This window comes from Leisingera sp. JC11 (assembly GCF_040704725.1).
GTDB lineage: Bacteria > Pseudomonadota > Alphaproteobacteria > Rhodobacterales > Rhodobacteraceae > Leisingera.
In genome coordinates this window covers 98,991-117,875 of sequence record NZ_JBFCVS010000002.1, presented here as the reverse complement: position 1 = coordinate 117,875, position 18,885 = coordinate 98,991, and the positions used below count along the sequence as shown (strand labels likewise).

The window sequence follows — 18,885 nt, the reverse complement described above, 5'->3', positions numbered from 1 at the left end:
CCGGCGGGGATATTTGCCGCCAGTAGAAGAATCAAGTGCTGGCGGCCATGGCTTGTGCCAGCTTCAGCGCCTCGATCAGGCTGGAGGGGTTGGCCTGACCGGTGCCTGCGATGTCGAAGGCGGTGCCGTGATCGGGGGAGGTGCGGATGAAGGGCAGCCCCAGGGTCACGTTGACGCCGCTGTCGAAGTCCAGCGTCTTAATCGGGATCAGCGCCTGGTCGTGGTACATGCAGACGGCCGCGTCGTAGCGCGCACGGGCGGCCGCATGGAACATGGTGTCGGCGGGGTGCGGGCCGGTGATGTTCAACCCTTCATTCTGCATTTCAACGACCAGCGCGTTGATCCAGTCGAGTTCTTCGCGGCCCATGGCGCCGCCTTCGCCTGCGTGCGGGTTGAGGCCCGCAACCGCGATGCGCGGCGCGGCAATGCCGAACTGGCCGCGCAGGCCTGCGGCGGTAATTTCAATGGTTTCGCGCAGGAGGCCCGGGGTCAGAACCGTTGGCACGTCCGACAGGGCAATGTGGATGGTAGCAGGCACCACCCGCAGTTGCTCGCTGGCCAGCATCATCACCACGCGGTCCCGGCCCGCAAGAGACGCGAGGAACTCGGTATGGCCGGGGTAAGCAAATCCTGCGCCGTCAATCAGCGCTTTCTTGTGGATGGGGGCGGTGCAAACGGCAGAGGCTTTACCCTGCTGGACCAGACGCACGGCGGTTTCGATGGATTGGATGACTCCGGCGGCATTGGCCGGGTCCGCGGTTCCCTTCGCGGCGCTGCCGCCCAAGGCGAGCGGCATCACGGGGAAGTGGTCCGCGCAGGCTGCCGCGGCCTCTACCGGGGCGGCGACTTCCTTGACCGGGGTGCCGGCGGGCAGGTGGCGCGGATCGCCGATCCAGAAGAACGGGCAGGCGGCGCGCAGGGCTTCCCAGGCCTTGACGGCGATCTCCGGGCCGATGCCTGCGGGTTCACCGCAGCTGAGAGCAATAGGCCCGGAGGAGGTCATTTGATGTCGATCCGGGCGTCTGCGCGCAGCTGTTCCAGGAAGCTGTCAGTCAGCGAAGTCAGCCGCTGCCCGGTAAGCGCATTGGCCACGGTTTCGCGGTTGGCGCCTTCACCGAGGTCGGCGGTGCGGCCGCAAAGCATCAGAACCATCAGCGTCTGGCCGTTGTTGCGGGTTAGCGCGGTGGAGGTTTCGCTGGGGTCGAGCTTGGCCAGTTCCAGCGCGATGTCGCGGGGGATGTCCGCGGGGGGTAGGCTTTGGATGTCCAGCACCGAAGGGTCCTGTCCCTGCGCCAGGCCGTAAAAGTCCTCGCAGGTGTCGACGCTGTTCACGACGTCCTGCGCTGCCGCCAGGCTTTCCGGTGTTCGCCCGCCGGGCAGGTAGTAGGTGGCATATTCGATTGCGGTATAGCGCGGAGCGGCGCCCTCGACCTCTCGCACGCCGCGCATCTGGAACAGTGCCACGGCGTTTTGCAGCGGCAGCGGTTCGGAAATCTCACCCGGCTTCAGCGCCAGCACGATCTCCTGCAGTTGGGGCGGCAGTTTGGTCAGCGGCATCCACGGCAGGCGGCCGCCCTCGTTGCGGCTGGCTGCGGCGGAGTACTGAGTGGCTGCGGCGGCAAAACTGTCGTAGCCTTTGAGCCGCGAAACCTGCTCGATCAGCTCTTCGACCTGGGCGGCGTTCTGCTCATTGATCGGCACGATGAATTCGCTCAGCAGAACCTGAACGCTGCCGGTGCCGGCGCTGCCCATCGCGCGGTCGATTTCCTCGGGCGTGGGGCGGGCCTGAGACAGGAAGCGGGCGCGGGAGTATTCGCGCCAGCCCAGGCCGATCTTGGTGAAATCGCGCACGGTCTGCGGGGCGACGCCCTGCTGCTGAAGCGCGGTCAGGAACTCGTTCAGCGACAGGTTGGCGCGGCCCGCCAGTTCTTCCATGCCAACGGTGACGTCCTCGTCGGAGAGTTCAATCCCCGCCTGTTCCAGCACTGCCAGTTTGAGGCGGTCGTTGATCAGCTCATCGCGGGCGGTTTCCAGCGGGTCGCCCGGAACCCGCAGCGCCGACTGGAAGCGGGCGCGCTGTTCCAGCTCGTAGCGGGTGATGACCTCGTCATTCACGGTGATAGCGGGAGCAAAAAGGTTCTGTGCCGCTGCCGGCAGGCCGGTCAGCGAAAGACCCGCGGCCAGCACCAGTGCGGCTGCGGATTTGAGAGCACGGGAAAGGAAGGGAGCCGGGAACCGGGTATTCACGTCTTGCTGCATGACCGCCTGTACTGTTTGTTGCCGCTCTTCACGGAGAAACCGCTGAGGGAAATGGTAAAGCCGAAATCCGTTGTCGGCTCAACACTTGTTGTTGAGGTATAGCGGCGGTTGACCGAAAGGTCGACCGTAACGCATTCGTTCTGGTAAGCCAGCCCTAGGCCTGCGCGTGTTGCTTGGGCGCCGGCAATGTCATATCGCAGCCGGGCGCTGGCGGACCAGCTGGGGTTGATATCGTAGCGCCCGTCGACCCAGATTTCCGAGCTTTCCTCTGTCCGGTCCTCGTCCGGATCGGTGCCAAGCCACAGGTAGGTGCCGGAAAGGCTGTACCGTTCAGTGTGCCAATCGCCGCGGACTTCGGCCTTGGAGAAGTTCAGCGAGCCGTTCAGCAGACCGCGGCTGGAGATCGCCAGACCGTCGCCGAATTTGATCTGACCCGCCAGCAGCAGGTCCGAAGACGTGCCGCTGAGGCCCGAGCTCTTGGTGAAGCGTGCGTCGTCTTCGCTGCGCAGGACCTGACCGATGGTGGCATAGGCCTGCCAGCCATTGGGGGAATAGCGTGCCCAGTTGGTGCCATAGACCAGGGTAAAGCCATCTTCGCGCGCATCGGTCGATGGGAAGCGGGACAGCGACAGCAGATTGCCCTGGTCGAACTCGACAAACCGGCTCTCCTCGCTGACCACTTCGCCGCCGCCCTCGTCGCGCCAGCCCAATTGCAGGATCGGCTCCAGGTACTGGGTGGCGCCGCTGGCCTCGCGCCGGGTCATCGGCAATCGGAACGTCAGCCCGCCGCGCGGTGTCAGTCGGGTGACGTCTTCGGTGAAAAAGGCGTCATCGTAAGCCCGGAAGGCATCGGCAGCGGCGCCAAGCTCGGCCTCTGCCAGGAGGCCGTAGCCAAGCTTCCAAGTGCGGTTCCAGCTGAGATCTGCCGTCAGCCGGGCCAGGTCGCGGCCGTTGCTGTCTGTTTCGGTGGCTTCGATGCTGGAGCTGCGGTGGTGGCCGTGGCCCTGAAGCGTGAAGCGCATTTCACCGCCGGTCAGGGCAGGGAAATAGCGCTTCTGATAGAAGGCCTCTGCAATGCCGGAAGGAATGTCGCTTTGGACCTCGCTGTCGCGCAGGGTCTTGTAATGGGTCAGCGATAGGCGGAACAGGCTGTCGCGGCGGATCCGGTCCAGCTCCGCCCGCGAGCGCAGGCGGTCGAGATCCGGCAGGCCGTAATCTTCGAGATAGGCATCATCCGAGACCGCCTTGACGTCAAACGTGAAGCGGAAATCGCGCGGCAGGTCGAACTGGCCTTCGCCGAAGATGTAGCCGCGGTCCTGATCCGGGTACAGATCGTCCCGGGTATAGGCGCCGTTGAACTCGATCCGACCGCGCCGGAACGCCTGGCGGTAGCGCAGGTCCAGGGTTTTTGTGCTGGACGAGATATAAGGTGCCAGGGTCAGATCCCTGTGAGGGCCGAGCGTGAAGAAATAGGGGATCTTCAGCCCGGTGCCGAGGTTCGAAGTCGAGCGGACCGAGGGAACCAGAAAGCCATTGGCCCGTTCCAGCGAGGGGTCCGGCAGGCGGATTGCCGGGAAGTAGAAGACCGGCACATCCAGCACCCGCAGCTGGGCGCTCTCAAAATAGAGCTGCCGTTCCTGCTGGTCGTGGGTCACTCGTTCGGCGCGGATCTGCCAGAGCGGCGGGCGGCCGTCATCGCAGACATGGCAGGAGGTGACGGCGGTCTTGTAAAGCTGCGTGTAGCGGCCGCTGACCCGGGTCATCTGCAGCGAGGCCAGCTGCAGCTGCTGCTGGAACACCATGCGGGCCCCGGTCAGCAGGCCGTTGCGCAGATCCTGGTCCAGCTCCGCGGCATTGGCCAGAATGGTGATATCGCCGTTCTGGTCAATGCGGATCGGGCCTTCGATCTGCAGGGTGCCGGTGGTCTGGTCAAAGGTGATCTTTTGCGCGCGCAGCCGGATATTGCCCTGGAAGGCTTCGACATTGCCTTCTGCCACCAGGGTGCGGTCCGGGGTGATGAACACCTGGTCGGCAACCAGCATCGCGGGCTGGGCCGGATCCGGCGGCGCGGCGGTCTGTGCTTGCAGGGCAGGGGCGGACAGCGCCAGCCAGGGCAGCACGGCGGAAAGCAGCAGGGCGCGGCGCAGATTACCCGTCTTCGGCATGGAGAAGCAGTCCCAAGGTCAATAATATTGCGGCAGCAGGCGGCGCCCAAGCGGCAAGTGCCACCGGAATTTGCCCGTTCTCGCCAAGGATTTGCGCGAAATTGCGGATGAAATAAAGCCCAAAACCCAACAGAACCGCCATCAGCACCGCCAGGCCGGTGCCGCCGAAGCGGGCGTGCCGCATGGTGAAGGAGGCACCGACCAGAACCATGGCTATCAGAAACAGCGGCCGGGCCAGTTGTGCCTGGAACTGCACTTCATACCGTTTGGTGGTGAAGCCCGCGGCGGACAGCTCGCGGATGGTGGAGGGCAGATCATAGATCGAGATGCCGCTGGCCGAGCCCAGCGTATCGCGAATGCGGTCCGTTGTCAGGGTTGTGGGCAGCTGCAGCTCATCATGCTGCGCAGCGCCGGTTTCCGGGTTGATGCCGGCCGTCAGCGGCCAGACCTTGGCATTGGTCAGGATCCAATTGCTGCCGTCCAGCCGGGCGCTGTCGGCATTGATGCGGCGCACCGGCCCGCCCGCATTGGAGTAGGCATGGATTGAGACGTCAAACAGGGTGATGTCGGCGCTATCGCCACTGTAGCCCTTGGCGTGAATGACCGACTGGCCGCGGAGACCGCCCTGGCGCAGCCACAGCCCTTCACCGCTGAGCGACAGCGCCGAGGGGCCGCCGTTGTGGTAAGTCTCGGCCAGATCCTGATAGCGGTTGGCAGTGGCGGCTGCGATAGGGTTGAGCATGGTGACAGCGAGCCCGCCGATAACGGTGGCCATCAGCACCGGCGCCGCGAGGGCCCGGATACCGGACCGGCCGATGGCACGGGTAACCACCAGTTCGCTGCTGCGGGCAAGGCCGACAAACAGCACGATGGTCGACAGGATCATGATCAGCGGCAGGAACTCGCTGAGCGCTGCAGGGATGTTCAGCAGCGTCAGGCCAACCAGCTGTGCCAGGCTGAGGTCGACCGCCTCGAAGCGGCGGACCTGCTCGTTCAGGTCGATCAGCACCACCAGCGTCATCAGTACCGCAACGATCACCAGGAACCACTGCAGGAAGCGGCGGGCGTAGTAGATATCCAGCTTCATGCCGCGGCCTCCGGCGTCCGGGCCCGGATCCGTTTCGGACGGGCAGACAGGATCAGAAAGATCAGCGCTACAACCAGGCCCAGCAGCGCAGGCACGTAGATCAGCGGCCACAGGGTGGGATTTTGCAAGACCGGTTCAGTGACAACACCGCGCAGGCCCTCGATGAAGATCAGCACGACGAAGGCGAGGAAGGCCTGGCGCCAGACCCCGAAGCGGGAGAAGGTGCCCAGCATCAGCGCGGAGAAGCCGATCAGCGCCACCGCGACACAGACAAGTGCCCGGGCAAAGCGCAGGTGCAGCTCTTCGGCCTGGGCGCCCGCGGAATAGCCATCGCTTTTGGTAATGGCTGCGGTGCTATTCATCAGCTCGAGGCTGGGAATGGCGCGGATATTGCGGGCGGGGTTCTCAGCTTTGCGGGCCAGTGAGCTGATATCATAGGAAAAATCCGAGAAGAAGGTGGTCGAAAGCCGCTGTGTTTCGTGGTCCAGCCGCTGCGCCATGCCTTCGACCATGATCAGATGCGCGCTGGCGCCATCACGCACCAGGAAGGCACGCGCGCCTGTATAGGTTACTGTCAGCGCAGGGTCGCGGCGGTCCGACAGGAAGACATCGTTCAGGGTGCCGTCCGGGTCGATCTGGCGGATGTAGAAGGTGACCCCGTCTGCAGGGTGCAGGAAGTCGCCCTCGCTCAGCAGCTTGGCGGTGATGTTACGGGAGACCTCGCTTTCGCGCACTTCCAACTGGCTGATCGAGGCAGGCAGGAGGTAATGGGTCAGCGCCGACATCATCAGCGCGGTGATGATGCCGAAAGCCAGCGCGGGGCGGGCCATCTGCCAAGGGCTGGTGCCTGTGGCGCGCAGCACGGTCAGTTCGCTTTCGCCGTTGAGCCGGTTGGTGACCCAGACCGCGGCGCCAAAGGCGGCGATCGGCAGCACCATGCGGATCAGGTTCGGCAGGGTGAGCGCGGTGAACTCCAGGAACACCAGCGCGGACTGCCCGTTGCCGATCAGCGTGTCGAACAGGACAACCGCCCGGTTGACCCAGAACACGGCCACCAGAATCAGGGCAAAGAAGCCAAAGAAGAGCAGATACTGTGACAGCACATATCTGTCGTAGCGTGACACCCGATCCCCCCAGATCTTGCCATTGTTATTTTGCCGGACCTTAGTGGATTTGAATGGCGGGGAAAACTGCATTCTCGAGCAAGCCTTCGATCGGCGGCGGACCGCAGGTGCCGGACTGTACCGCCGGGGTCTTTCCAAGCGCTGCCGCGCAGGATACCTCTGGTGCCAAGAACCAAACGAATTCAGCAGGAGCGCGCAAGAATGAGCAGCCTTACCCCGATCCGTTTTGCCGAATACGACCCCAAGGCGCTGGCGGAGTTGACCGGCCGTGTTGCGGTTCTGGTGACGCCAGAAGGCAGCATGGATCAGGCTGCACGCAGTGCCAACCGTCTGGCCAAGGGGGCGATTGCCCGGCTGATCGACTCGGAAGGCTTCAAGAAGGCAAAGGCAGGCGATGTGATTTCGCTGAGCTGGCCCGCGGGCATGAAGGCCGAGGCGCTGGACGTGCTGGTGCTGCCGCGCAAGCTGACGCCGGTGGAAGCGCGGCAGGCGGGCGCCAAGCTGGTGAAGGGGGCCTCTGGCAAGCGGCTGACCGTCATGGCCGGTAGCATGAACAAGGCCGCGGATCTGACCATGGGAATGGCCTTGCGGGGGTATACCTTTGACAACCACAAATCGCCAAAGGACGACAAGCCGGAGGGGGAAGTGGTGATTGCTTCCAAGTCGCCCGCGGAACTGGAGGCCGCCTGCGCGCCGCTGCTGGCGGTGGCCGAGGGGGTGCACATGACCCGGGATCTGGTCAATGAGCCCGCAAACGTACTGACCACCACGGAATTTGCCCGCCGCATTGAGGAAATGAAAGAGATCGGCCTGGAGGTCGAGATCCTGGAGGAGGCAGACCTTGATAAACTGGGCATGCGCACGCTGCTGAGCGTCGGGCAGGGCTCCGACAGCCCCTCCAAGGTGGCGGTAATGCAGTGGAAGGGCGGCGCCAAGGATTCCGCGCCGCTGGCATTGGTCGGCAAGGGCGTGGTGTTCGACACCGGCGGCATTTCCCTGAAGCCCGCCGCCGGCATGGAAGAGATGACCATGGATATGGGCGGCGCAGGCGTCGTGGCCGGTACTATGCGGGCTCTCGCGCTGCGCAAGGCCAAGGCAAATGTGGTTGGCCTGGTTGGTCTCGTGGAAAACATGCCGTCGGGCAATGCCACCCGCCCTGGCGACGTGGTGAAATCGATGAAGGGCGACACCGTCGAGGTCATCAACACCGATGCCGAGGGCCGTTTGGTGCTGTGCGACGTCCTTTGGTACGCGCAGGAGCGGTTCAAGCCGGTCGGTGTGATTGATCTGGCAACCCTGACCGGCGCGATCATTATCGGGCTGGGGCATGAAAACGCCGGGGTGTTCTCCAACGACGATGATCTTTGCAATGCGTTCCTGAAGGCCGCCAAGGCGGAGGATGAGGGCGCCTGGCGGATGCCCTTGGGCAAAGCCTATGACGAGCAGCTGAAATCGCGCATCGCCGACATGAAGAACGTGGGCGGACGTCCTGCGGGCTCGATCACTGCGGCGCAGTTTCTGCAGCGGTTCATCAAGGACGATATGCCGTGGATCCACTTGGATATCGCCGGTGTGGCTTCGGTCAGCAAAGACACGGACTATGCGCCCAAAGGCGCCACGGGCTGGGGCGTGATGGCGCTGAACCGGCTGGTCGCGGACAAGTTCGAGGCGGAATAAGCACCAATGGGGGCCGCCTATTTCTATCATCTGACGCGCAGGCCGCTGGAGGAGACCCTGCCGGTGCTGCTGGAAAAGGCGCGCGGAGCGGGCTGGCGCATCGCGGTGCGCGGGCGCGATCCTGAGCGCATGGCCTGGCTGGATGACCGCCTGTGGCTGGGGCCGGAGGAGAGTTTTCTCCCCCACGGCCTGGCGGGCGGCCCCCATGACGCGCTGCAGCCGGTCCTGCTGACAGCAGGGCTGGAAGCGGCCAATAGTCCTGAATGCGTGATGGCGGTCGATGGCGCCGCCGTCAGCGCGGAGGAAGTGCAGGCGCTGAGCCGTGTCTGCATCCTGTTTGACGGCACTGATCCCGAGGCCGTCCAACTCGCCCGCACCCAGTGGAAGTTCCTGACTGATGCGGGCTGTTCCGCCCAGTACTGGTCCGAGGAAAGCGGCCGCTGGGAAAAGAAGGCCGAGAAATAGGCGGAAATCCGGTGGCGATGTCTGGTGTTGGCGAAAAATCGCCGACGGCCTGTGTCGATTGTTTCACAAGGGCAACAAATGCTCGATTTTTTGTCACTCGGCCTTTATCCCTGCCAGCACAATATCCGGACCACCGGAAAAACGACCAGGACACTGGGGGGACAGATGAAATTTGGACGTGCGGTCAAGCGGCTGCGGCTGCTTCCTATTGCCGGCGCCGGCCTTCTTTTTCTGGCCAATTGCGGCGACATACAGAACGGATCAGTAAGCCGGGCAGAGGCTGAGGCCGCGCGGCTGGAGTATGCGGTTCAGGAAGTTCAGTACCTGCAATCCAAGGGCCGCCGCGTCTGGTGTGTACCCTTTGCCCGCAATGCCAGCGGGATCGAGATCTTCGGCAATGCCAAGACTTGGTGGGCGCAGGCCAAGGACCAGTTTGTCCGCAGCAAGGAGCCGCAGCCCGGCGCCGTGATGGCGTTCAGCGCCACCCGCTCCAACCCGCTGGGTCATGTTGCTGTTGTGTCCAAGGTAGAGGATGCGCGCAGAATCCGGGTCAACCACGCCAATTGGCACCGCAACAAGATCTCGCTGGGCATGGCGGTGATTGATGTGTCTGAAAAGAACGACTGGTCTGCGGTCCGCTTGGAGAGCTATCCGGGCGCGTTCGGGCGGGTCTATCCCGTCAAGGGGTTCATTGCAGCGGAGCCTGGCAACGGATAGAACCGCTGCCCCGGCTTGGGTCATTTGCCTGGAATTTTGCCGCGCTGGATCATCTTGCCGGCAATTTCCTTGAAGGCAGCGCGCCAGAGACCTTCGAGCTCAGGTGTCATCTCCTTGCCGAGGGCATTGCGCAGAGTGTCGATCAGCGCTTCTTCCATCGGGGCAAAGTGAGGGGTTAGGACGCCAAGAGACGCATGCGTCTTGCCGAGCTCCTGAAATTGCGTGCTCACGGCACTCTCGTCATTCAGTTTGGCCAGAATGACGCCAAGCGTGGTCATGAATTTCATGCCCTGGCCTTCCAGGTCTTCCCGGAACATCTGGCGCAGTTCGGGCGCACGGCGGAACAGCGCGTCATAGAAATACGTAGGCGCCTTGTCGGCTGCATCTTTCAGCTTGCTGTAGCTGTCCTGCAGCTGTTTCAGTTCTGCTTCGTTCACTGGCTTGTTTTCCTCCTGTTTGATTGGATTGATCACGACCAATCTAGGGGCCAAACAGGTGTCTTTCCTTGATCCGCCTCAATACGTTGCACATCATGGTTTCAGGGTGCGCAGGATGAATGGGGGTGACCTTATCGCGTCAGCACCAGCGCACCGTTGCGGATCTCGATGCTGGACCAGCGCTGCAGATACCCCATGCCCAGCAGAGACTGTTCCAGCTCCCCCTGATTGACCCAGACGCGCACGTCCGTGTCGGTGATGCCGCCAAGCGAAATCTCATCGATCCAGACCGATGCGGTGCGCACCTCGCCATTGGCGGTGCTGGCGCGGCCGAGATAGGCGAGGCTGCCGGTGTCGATGCCCGCGCTTCGGGCGTCGCGCTCATTCAGGACAACCTGGCTGGCGCCGGTATCGACCAGAAACTCCACCGGGGCGCCGTTCACGTCCAGTGTCAGGTAATAATGGCCGTCCGGTGCGCGCGGCACCTCGACCCGGCCTGCGTCAATGGCGACGCTTTGCTGCGGGCGGACGGTCTGGCGGATGTCTTCCCACAACCCGTATGAGGCGATGACGCCAAGGAAGATGAAGCCCCAGACCGCAAACATCTGCAGCGTCTTGCCGATGCTCTGGCGGTTCTGGACAAAGACCCAGGACCCGACCGCAACCAGCAGGATGATCAGATAGATAAACCGCCCGATTTCATATTCGCCCATGCGCTCACCTCCTGATTATGATGTAGGCGGGCCGGGGCGTTATACTAGCCTGCGAAACCGAAGTCGCGCAGGCCGTCCAGCACGAACTGCACCGAAAGCGCTGCCAGCAGCATGCCCAGAAGCCGGGTGACAACGGTGATGCCGGTCTTGCCCAGCATCCGCTCGAACAGACCGGAAAACAGGCACATCACCAGGAGAATCGCCAGCACCGCAATGACCACGCCCATGACCATGGCAAAACCTGCGAACCCCGGCTGCTGGCCGGTCAGCAGGATCACGGTCGCGATGGAGCCTGGGCCTGCCATCAGCGGGATTGCCAGCGGAAAGACAGAGGGGTCGTCGAAGTCATCTTCCTCGCTGCGGTCTTCGCGCCGTTTGTTGCGGCGTTCGAACAGCATGTCGAGCGCCGTCAGGAACAGCAGCGCGCCGCCGGCCACCCGGAAAGCGGGCATGGAAATGCCGATGAAGCCCAGCACCGCTTCACCCAGGGCGGCGAAGATCGCCAGCAGGACCGCGGCAGTGATCGTCGCCCGCAGTGCGATGGAGCGGCGGCGGGCTGAGGGCATGCCCTGAGTCAGGGCAATGAAAACTGGCGTCAGGCCGATCGGGTCGACGATCACGAACAGCGTCACAAAGGAGGTGATCAGGAATGCGGTGTCGATCATTGTGCCTCTGCCTGCTCCAGTTTTTCCAGCGCGTCGATCCACAGGCCCTCGGCCCGTTCCAGCGCCTCGATGCACTCAGCGTGCTTTTTCTGCCAGACCGCCATATCCGCCGCCTTGCCCGGTTCGTACAGGCTAGGGTCGGCGAGCTTTTCGTCAAGCTTTTCACGCATTTCGCTGAGCTTCTCCACCCGCGCCTCGGACTTGCGGACCTCGGAGCGCAGGGCGATCAGCACATCGCGGGAGGCGCGCTTGGGCTTGGCGGGCTTGGGCGCGTCGGCTTTGGCGGCGGGTTTTTCACGGGCCAGCAGCAGGGCGCGGTAGCTTTCCAGATCGCCGTCATAGGGTTTGACGATGCCGTCCGAGACCAGCCACAGCCGGTCCGCCACCAGGCTCAGCAGATGCATGTCGTGGCTGACCAGGATCACCGCGCCGGAATAGGCGGTGAGCGCTTCCACCAGCGCCTCGCGGCTTTCGATGTCGAGGTGGTTGGTCGGCTCGTCCAGGATCAGCATATGCGGCGCGTCGATGGTGGCGATCAGGAGCGACAAACGCGCCTTCTGGCCGCCGGACAGCCGCCCGACCTCGGTTTCTGCCTGTGCGGCGCCTAGGCCGAAGCCTGCCAGCCGCGCGCGCCACTTTGCCGGTGCCTCGTCCGGGCGCAGGCGGCGCAGGTGGTCGAGCGGAGTTTCATCGACATACAGTTCATCCACTTGATGCTGGGCGAAGTAGCCGATGCGCAGTTTGGAGGACCGGGTCATCTTGCCCGCCATCAGCGGCAGCCGGTCGGCCAGCAATTTTGACAGGGTCGACTTGCCCTGGCCGTTCTTGCCCAACAGCGCGATGCGGTCGTCCTGATCGATCCGCAGGTTGAGCCGTTTCAGGATCTCGGTGTCGCCATAGCCCGTGATGCCGCCCTCGATATGGATGATCGGCGGCGACATTTCCTCCGGCTCCGGGAAGGTGAAGGCACGCAGGGCGGCTTCTTGCGGGGTGGTGATCGGCTTCATCTTGGCGATCATCTTGAGGCGGGCCTGAGCCTGTTTCGCCTTGGTCGCCTTGGCGCGGAAGCGGTCGACGAAGCTTTGCAGATGGGCGCGGCGGGCCTCCTGCTTTTTGGCCTCGGACTGGGCCGCCAGAATGCGGGCGGCGCGGGTCTCGGCAAAGGTGTCGTAGTTGCCCTGGTAGAGGGTGAGCCTCTTGTCTTCCAGATGCAGGATCGCCCCCACCGCCCGGTTCAGAAGGCCGCGGTCGTGGCTGACGATCACGACGGTGTGCGGGTATTTCGCCAGGTAGCTCTCCAGCCACAGTGCGCCTTCGAGGTCGAGATAGTTGGTTGGCTCGTCCAAGAGCAGCAGATCCGGCTGGGCAAACAGCACAGCGGCCAGCGCCACACGCATGCGCCAGCCGCCGGAGAAATCGGAACAGGGGCGTTTCTGATCGTCGTCGTCGAAACCCAGACCCTTGAGGATGGAGGCGGCACGTGCCTCAGCCGACCAGGCGTCAATGTCGGAAAGCCGGGTTTGGATCTCAGCAATCCGCGCAGGATCAGTGGCGCTGTCGGCCTCGGCCAGCAGAGCGGCGCGTTCGGTATCGGCAGCCAGCACGGTGTCGGTCAGAGAGACATTTGACGAGGGCACCTCCTGCGCGACACCGCCGATGCGGGCCTTGGAGGGCAGGGAGATGCTGCCGGTCTCCAGCGCCAGCTCGCCCCGGATCAGCCGGAACAGCGTCGTCTTGCCGGTGCCGTTGCGCCCGACAAGGCCGACTTTGTGGCCGGTGGGAATGGTGGCGGATGCGCCCTCGATCAGCGGGCGGCCTTCGACCGAATAGGTAATGTCCTGAATGCGTAACATGGACGGAGCACTGCGGCAGTGCTGCGGTGTTGTCAATGGGGGAGGGCGCTGGCGGCGGCTGGCGGCCCCGGCTAGTTCAAATGTTCGGCGAATTCATCGAAGGAATAGGAAGCAAAGCCGACCAGCGGATTGTCACCCTCGCGGCTGAAGGCAAAGACGTGGATTTCGTCGTGGCGCAGGGTCGCACGGCAGAAACTGCCCTCTTTGGCGAGTGCCGACGGGCAGCTGTCCAGATCGGCGTGGGCAACAGCTGTTTCAAACAACCCGTAGGCCATTGGCATTGCAGTTTCAGCGGCAAAGGCAGGTGCGGCTGCGAGGCAGGCGATCAGAGCAAATGCAGGTTTCATTGTTCAACCTTGTTTCAAGTTTCAACCCTGTTCGCGCCGCGGTACCTGACTGAAATAATCAAGTAATTGCAACCCCGAATCTGCAGCTGCGTCAAAGCTGCGCAATCGCCTCTTTATCCTGTCACAGAGCCATGCTATCGGGGCGGCAATTCGTAACGGGCCGGGCATGACGTCCGGCTTTTCAGCACAGGAGTCTGCCCCATGGCACTGGAACGCACTTTCTCGATCATCAAGCCCGATGCAACCCGCCGCAACCTGACCGGCAAGATCAACGCCAAGTTTGAAGAAGCCGGTCTGCGCATCGTGGCGCAGAAGCGCATCCACATGACCAAAGAGCAGGCAGGCAAGTTCTACGAAGTGCACGCCGAGCGCCCGTTCTACGACGAACTGTGCGAATTCATGTCCTCCGCTCCGGTGGTTGTGCAGGTTCTGGAAGGCGAGAACGCCATCGCCAAGAACCGCGAAGTGATGGGCGCCACCAACCCGGCAGACGCAGCCGCCGGCACCATCCGCGCCGAATTCGCTGAATCGGTTGGCGAAAACTCCGTGCACGGCTCCGACGCGCCGGAAACCGCTGCCGTGGAAATCGCTTACTTCTTCTCCGGCATCGAGCTGGTCGGCTAAGCTTCAGGGCTTACCGAAAGTTTTTGGGCCGTCCCGTTCAGGGGCGGCCTTTTCTTTTCTCATGTGAGAGCGTCAGCGCCGGGATGCCTAGGTGACTTTCAAATCCGCGGGCGTAGCCCGCACACCAATGGCGTCCAGTTCCGCCAGCAGCTTCGTGCTGTGCTGCGGGCGGGTCTCTGCCTTAATCGCATCAAAGCGTTTGCGCAGCTCTTCCTTCTCCTTGCCCTTGCAGTCATTCCAGGGCCGTCCCTGCAGCGCCATCACCAGCACGTAATAGCCGATAAAATGCGGCCGGGTGCCGGTTTGCAGAAGCTTGGCATAGGCCGCATCGGCGCCGATCGCGCGCAGCTCCTCAGCTGAGGTGATCCCGGCGCGGTGGCAGGCTTCCTCATAGGCGGGGCCAAGGTTTCGAATGGAGGAAACGGCTGTGTTCATGGTTTGTTTCTATCCCTGCCTTGGTCCGTTGTCACGCGGAAATCCGGTATCGTCGTAAATCGCGCTCCGGTGCACTGACGCTGGGTTCCGCACCGGATTGGGTGATTGACAGTCGCATTTGCGCCGGAAACGCTGGCACCAGGGCCGAGGGGAGGACGACGGATGAGTGATGGGGCGCATGTGGCTGTGAATATTGAGGGATTTGATCTTGCAAATCCTCCTGAGGGCTTTGTGGAGGATCCCTTTCCCTACTACGATGCCCTGCTGCGCGAGGCACCGGTTCTGCCGCAGCCGGACGGCTCTTTGCTGGTCTGCCGCCATGCGGACCTGGACCGGATCTACCGTGACACCACGTTGTTTTCCTCGGACAAGAAGCGCGCCTTTGCCCCCAAATACGGCGAGGGGTCGCCGCTGTTTGAGCATCACACCACCTCGCTGGTGTTCTCGGACCCGCCTCTGCACACGCGTGTGCGCAAGATCATGACGTCGGCGCTGACACCGCGGGCAATTGCAAAAATGGAACCGGGCCTGGTTGAGACTGTCGACTGTCTGCTGGACGCCATGACGGGCCGGGACAATGTGGATCTGATCGGCGATTTTGCCGCCTCCATCCCGATCCAGATCATCGGCAACCTGCTGGATGTGCCGATGGAGGAACGGGCGCCCTTGCGCGACTGGTCGCTGGCGATCCTAGGGGCGCTGGAACCAGCGCTGAGCGAGGCGCAGTTGGCGGCCGGACACCGTGCGGTGGAGGAGTTCAAGGCCTATCTGCAGGACCTGATCGCCCGGCGGCGGGCCAAACCCGGCGACATCGAGACTGACGTGCTGACCCGGCTGATCCGGGGCGAGGGCGCGGACGGGACCCTGAGCGAGATCGAGCTGATCCAGAACTGCATCTTCATCCTGAATGCGGGTCATGAGACCACCACCAACCTGATCGGCAACGGGCTGGCGCTGCTTGACGACTATCCGGACCAAAAGCAGAAACTGCGGGAGGAGCCGGAGCTGATCAAGCCCGCGGTGGAGGAGATGCTGCGGTTCCGCTCCCCGAACCAGTTGGGCAACCGCGAAACCACCGCAGAGGCGGAGATCGGCGGCATCCGGGCGCCCGCCGGAACCAACCTGCATCTGGTGATCGGGGCGGCGAACCGCGATCCGGACGTGTTCGAGAACCCCGGGGAATTTGACATCACTCGTGCACCGAACCGGCACTTGGCCTTTGCTGGCGGGCCGCATGTCTGTGTCGGCCTGACGCTGGCGCGGCTGGAGGGGAAGATTGCCATTGAGCGCCTGCTGTGCCGGTTCCCGGACTACCGCATTTTGCCCGGGCGGGTGCCTGGCGGGCGGATCCGGTTCCGCGGCTATGCGGCCTTGCCGGCGGAACCGGGGTGACGCGGCGCCTGCGTTCAGGCTCCGGGTGATCTGTAGGCGCTTGGCGGTGCGCCGGTCCAGCGGCGGAACGCCCGGTGAAAGTTCGCCGCAGAAGAAAACCCGGTATCCTGCGATATTTCTTCGATACTTTTCATGCCGGATTGCAGGTCGCGGATTGCAAGGTCACGGCGCAGCCCGTCCTTGATGGCTTGAAACGAGGTGTCCTCCGCATCCAGCCGCCGCATCAGCGTTCGCGGGGTGACGCTCAATGCCTGCGCCGCATCCGCCAGATGGCAGTTCTCCCAGCTGGACCGGTACAGGAATTCCCGAACTTTCAGCGACTGGGTATGCTCGCGGAACCCGGTGAAGATCCAGTCGCGGGGGGCACGGGCCAGGAACTCGTTCAGCTCTGCATTGGTGCGGTGGCCGGGCAGGCCCAACTTGCCGGTCTCGAAGACAATTGCCGAACAGGGCGCCTTGAAACTCACCGGGGCTGGGAAAATGACTGAGTAATCCTGCGAAAAATCGGGCCGTTCAAAGGCAAAGTGCACCGCCCGGACCGGCACCTCATAACCTGCCAGCCACGAGAGCAGCCCATGCGCCAGCTTCAGGATCAGCATGTGGCCGAACCGCTGCACGGGCTGCCCGCCCTGCGGCACCAGCTGCAGGCCGGTACTGGTGCTGTCCTCTGTCAGATCGATCCTGTAGTCGTCCAGCAGCAGGTTCCAGAAAGTGGAGAACCGGTGCAGGGCGGCGGGCAGTGTGCCGGCTTCGCGGACCGTGGTCAAAAGGTGCTGCAGGGCTCTTGGCCTGACCGGCCGGCTCCAAAGACCCGTCATTTCGTCCTGGGTCTCGACGGCGGCTACCTGGTACAGGCGGACGATCTGATCCAGGGTGACCCGGTGGGTCAGCTGCCCCTCTGACAGGTGCAATCCCGCCCGCTGCAGAAAGGACGCCAGCTGGGCATCCGTGCAGCAGTGCCGCAACGCCAGTATCCAATCCCCGGCCAACTGCGGCGAAACCGTTGCAAGGCTGGAAGAGTCTGGTGTGGAGAACTGCATGGGCGTCAGGGCGGTTTGTCACTTTTGGATAGGATAATGTCTGTAATGAACGTGGAACAGCCTCCTTGCAACGCGTATCTGGCATGAAGGAACAATAATCCGGAGCGACGGAAATGACCTATCAGGCGCCTATTCGCGATATCATGTTCAACATTGAACACCTGCCGGCCAAAACGGCGGCAGCAGGCGGCGGGATTGAGCTGTCGGATATCGAGGCAGCGCTGGAAGGGCTGGGGCGCTTCTGCTCGGACGTTATTGCGCCGCTGTCCCGGACGGGGGATGAGGCCGGCGCGCGGCTGGAGGGGGCAGAGGCTGTACTGCCCGAACCTTACGCGCAGGCATATGCGCAGTTTGCCGAGATGGGCTGGCAAAGTCTGCCGCACCCGGAAGAGTTCGGCGGCATGGGGCTCCCGCGGGCGGCAGCGGCGGCAGCGACCGAGATTTTGAATGCCTCTGATCTGAGTTTCGGCCTGTGCCCGCTGCTGACCGACGGCGCGGTGGAGGCGCTGCTGCTGACCGGGTCGGATGCCCAGAAACAGAAGTACCTGGAGCCGATGATTTCCGGCCAGTGGTCCGGCACCATGAACCTGACCGAACCGCAGGCCGGCAGCGACTTGGGGCGGGTGCGCTGCAAGGCGGAACCGGCAGCGGACGGGACCTATGCGGTTTCCGGCACCAAGATCTTCATCACCTATGGCGAGCATGGGCTGACGGAGAACATCATCCACCTGGTGCTGGCCCGCACCCCGGGTGCGTCGACGGGTCCCAAGGGGCTGAGCCTGTTCATTGTGCCCAAGTACCTGGTGGAGGAGGACGGTACGCTCGGCCGCCGCAACGCGGTGACCTGTGTCAGCCTAGAGCACAAGCTGGGCGTCCGGGCCAGCCCGACCGCGGTGCTGGAATACGATGGCGCGACCGGTTTCCTGGTGGGAGAGGAGAACCGCGGGCTGGAGTACATGTTCGTGATGATGCGCGCCGCGCGCTTTGCCGTTGGCGTGCAGGGCGTGGCGGTGTCGGAGCGGGCCTGCCAGCACGCTTTGCAGTATGCACAGGAGCGGGTGCAAAGCCGTCCGGTGGATGGCAGCACCAAAGACGCGGCGCCGATCATCCGGCACCCGGATGTGCAGCGGATGCTGCTGCGGATGCGGGCGCTGACCGAAGGCGGCCGGGCGCTGGCGATTGCCACTGCGGGCTGGCTGGATTTGGCTAAGCAGGCTGAGACGCAGGGCGCCTCTGACGCAGTGGATATGGCCGAATTCCTGGTGCCGCTGGTCAAGGCCTTCTGCACCGAGCGGTCGCTGGAAGTCACCTCGCTGGGGGTGCAGGTGCATGGCGGCATGGGCTTCATCGAGGAGACCGGTGTCGCGCAGTTCTACCGCGATGCGCGGATTCTGCCGATCTATGAGGGCACCACTGCGATCCAGGCAAACGACCTGCTGGGCCGCAAGGTGCTGCGGGACGGCGGCGCAACCGCACGCCGGTTTGCCGGGCTGGTGCAGGAAACCGAACAGGCCCTGCAGCAGGGATCTGAACAAGCGCAGGCCGTGGCAAAACGCCTGGGCGAAGCGCGCCGGATGTTTGAGGCCAACCTTGCCTGGCTGCTGGACAATGCAGCGGCGGACCCGAATGCGGCCTATGGCGGCAGTGTCCCGTTCCTGATGCTGACCGGCAACCTCGCTGCGGCTTGGCAGTTGGGCCGTTCCGTACTGGCGGCCAGCGCCAAGCTGGAGCAGGGCGAAGACACGGCCTTCATGACGCAGAAGATCGCCACGGCAGTCTTCTACGCCCAGCACATCCTTGTGGAATGCGGCGCCGAAAGCCTGCGTATCACAGAAGGCAGCGCCAGCTTGGGCGATGCCGCGGTTAACCTCTGAACATTGAACAA

Annotated in this window: 18 protein-coding genes; 6 read left to right on the top strand and 12 right to left on the bottom strand. The window is 63.5% G+C overall.

The features are described 5' to 3' along the window. Window positions 1–31: 31 nt before the first annotated feature. The 5 genes from pdxA to lptF are packed head-to-tail and all read right to left on the bottom strand — an operon-like array spanning window position 32 to window position 6,635. On the bottom strand, window positions 32–1,003 hold the full coding sequence (pdxA, locus tag AB1A62_RS02355; protein ID WP_366659639.1) for a 4-hydroxythreonine-4-phosphate dehydrogenase PdxA: 972 nt from the start codon (window positions 1,001–1,003) through the stop codon (window positions 32–34). Beyond that, the gene (locus tag AB1A62_RS02350; RefSeq protein ID WP_366659637.1) at window positions 1,000–2,259 is read right to left on the bottom strand and encodes a peptidylprolyl isomerase; all 1,260 of its coding nucleotides are present in this window, start codon (window positions 2,257–2,259) and stop codon (window positions 1,000–1,002) included. Before AB1A62_RS02350 ends, pdxA begins: the two co-directional genes overlap by 4 nt. Next, window positions 2,244–4,424: an LPS assembly protein LptD gene (lptD, locus tag AB1A62_RS02345; protein WP_366659635.1), complete on the bottom strand. Its 2,181-nt coding sequence runs from the start codon at window positions 4,422–4,424 to the stop codon at window positions 2,244–2,246. The genes AB1A62_RS02350 and lptD overlap by 16 nt, the downstream gene beginning before the upstream one ends. Next, window positions 4,408–5,511, bottom strand: a complete 1,104-nt coding sequence (gene lptG / locus AB1A62_RS02340; protein ID WP_366659634.1) for an LPS export ABC transporter permease LptG — start codon at window positions 5,509–5,511, stop codon at window positions 4,408–4,410. Before lptG ends, lptD begins: the two co-directional genes overlap by 17 nt. Further along, window positions 5,508–6,635: an LPS export ABC transporter permease LptF gene (gene lptF / locus AB1A62_RS02335; RefSeq protein WP_366659632.1), complete on the bottom strand. Its 1,128-nt coding sequence runs from the start codon at window positions 6,633–6,635 to the stop codon at window positions 5,508–5,510. The genes lptG and lptF overlap by 4 nt, the downstream gene beginning before the upstream one ends. Before the next feature lie 201 nt (window positions 6,636–6,836). Between lptF and AB1A62_RS02330 the strand changes: the two genes are divergently transcribed. The 3 genes from AB1A62_RS02330 to AB1A62_RS02320 all read left to right on the top strand — a co-directional run bounded on the left by AB1A62_RS02330 (window position 6,837) and on the right by AB1A62_RS02320 (window position 9,494). Continuing rightward, on the top strand, window positions 6,837–8,312 hold the full coding sequence (locus tag AB1A62_RS02330; RefSeq protein ID WP_366659631.1) for a leucyl aminopeptidase: 1,476 nt from the start codon (window positions 6,837–6,839) through the stop codon (window positions 8,310–8,312). 6 nt (window positions 8,313–8,318) lie between these two features. Next, window positions 8,319–8,777 carry a DNA polymerase III subunit chi gene (locus AB1A62_RS02325; protein WP_366659630.1) on the top strand — a complete coding sequence of 153 codons (459 nt, stop codon included), beginning with the start codon at window positions 8,319–8,321 and terminating at the stop codon, window positions 8,775–8,777. A 165-nt stretch (window positions 8,778–8,942) separates the two neighbouring features. After that, window positions 8,943–9,494 carry a CHAP domain-containing protein gene (locus AB1A62_RS02320; protein WP_366659629.1) on the top strand — a complete coding sequence of 184 codons (552 nt, stop codon included), beginning with the start codon at window positions 8,943–8,945 and terminating at the stop codon, window positions 9,492–9,494. 20 nt (window positions 9,495–9,514) lie between these two features. On the opposite strand, the gene AB1A62_RS02315 is transcribed toward AB1A62_RS02320, so the two are convergent. The 5 genes from AB1A62_RS02315 to AB1A62_RS02295 form a co-directional block, all read right to left on the bottom strand. Next, on the bottom strand, window positions 9,515–9,967 hold the full coding sequence (locus AB1A62_RS02315) for a globin domain-containing protein (RefSeq protein ID WP_366659999.1): 453 nt from the start codon (window positions 9,965–9,967) through the stop codon (window positions 9,515–9,517). A 95-nt stretch (window positions 9,968–10,062) separates the two neighbouring features. Beyond that, a complete protein-coding gene (locus AB1A62_RS02310) occupies window positions 10,063–10,644 on the bottom strand; it encodes a TIGR02281 family clan AA aspartic protease (RefSeq protein ID WP_366659627.1) in 582 nt (193 codons plus the stop codon). Window positions 10,645–10,688: 44 nt separating this feature from the next. Then, window positions 10,689–11,309, bottom strand: a complete 621-nt coding sequence (locus AB1A62_RS02305) for a MarC family protein (protein WP_366659626.1) — start codon at window positions 11,307–11,309, stop codon at window positions 10,689–10,691. Beyond that, window positions 11,306–13,162, bottom strand: coding sequence for an ABC-F family ATP-binding cassette domain-containing protein (locus tag AB1A62_RS02300; protein WP_366659624.1), 1,857 nt, complete (start codon window positions 13,160–13,162; stop codon window positions 11,306–11,308). Before AB1A62_RS02300 ends, AB1A62_RS02305 begins: the two co-directional genes overlap by 4 nt. A 71-nt stretch (window positions 13,163–13,233) precedes the next feature. Further along, complete coding sequence (locus AB1A62_RS02295) at window positions 13,234–13,509, bottom strand: hypothetical protein (RefSeq protein ID WP_366659622.1); 276 nt, start codon at window positions 13,507–13,509, stop codon at window positions 13,234–13,236. A gap of 201 nt (window positions 13,510–13,710) precedes the next feature. Here AB1A62_RS02295 and ndk point away from each other — a divergent pair, with 201 nt between their 5' ends. Then, on the top strand, window positions 13,711–14,133 hold the full coding sequence (gene ndk / locus AB1A62_RS02290) for a nucleoside-diphosphate kinase (protein ID WP_008556653.1): 423 nt from the start codon (window positions 13,711–13,713) through the stop codon (window positions 14,131–14,133). A gap of 87 nt (window positions 14,134–14,220) precedes the next feature. On the opposite strand, the gene AB1A62_RS02285 is transcribed toward ndk, so the two are convergent. Then, window positions 14,221–14,568 (bottom strand): TfoX/Sxy family protein, encoded by a 348-nt coding sequence (locus tag AB1A62_RS02285; RefSeq protein WP_366659620.1) that lies wholly within the window; start codon window positions 14,566–14,568, stop codon window positions 14,221–14,223. 162 nt (window positions 14,569–14,730) lie between these two features. On the opposite strand from AB1A62_RS02285, the gene AB1A62_RS02280 reads away from it, so the two are divergent. Next, window positions 14,731–15,960, top strand: coding sequence for a cytochrome P450 (locus AB1A62_RS02280; RefSeq protein ID WP_366659618.1), 1,230 nt, complete (start codon window positions 14,731–14,733; stop codon window positions 15,958–15,960). A 14-nt stretch (window positions 15,961–15,974) separates the two neighbouring features. Here the strand turns inward: AB1A62_RS02280 and AB1A62_RS02275 are convergent, their stop codons facing one another. Next, window positions 15,975–17,000, bottom strand: a complete 1,026-nt coding sequence (locus AB1A62_RS02275) for an AraC family transcriptional regulator ligand-binding domain-containing protein (protein ID WP_366659616.1) — start codon at window positions 16,998–17,000, stop codon at window positions 15,975–15,977. Between the two features lie 113 nt (window positions 17,001–17,113). Here AB1A62_RS02275 and AB1A62_RS02270 point away from each other — a divergent pair, with 113 nt between their 5' ends. Next, on the top strand, window positions 17,114–18,874 hold the full coding sequence (locus AB1A62_RS02270) for an acyl-CoA dehydrogenase (RefSeq protein WP_366659614.1): 1,761 nt from the start codon (window positions 17,114–17,116) through the stop codon (window positions 18,872–18,874). Window positions 18,875–18,885 lie beyond the last annotated feature (11 nt).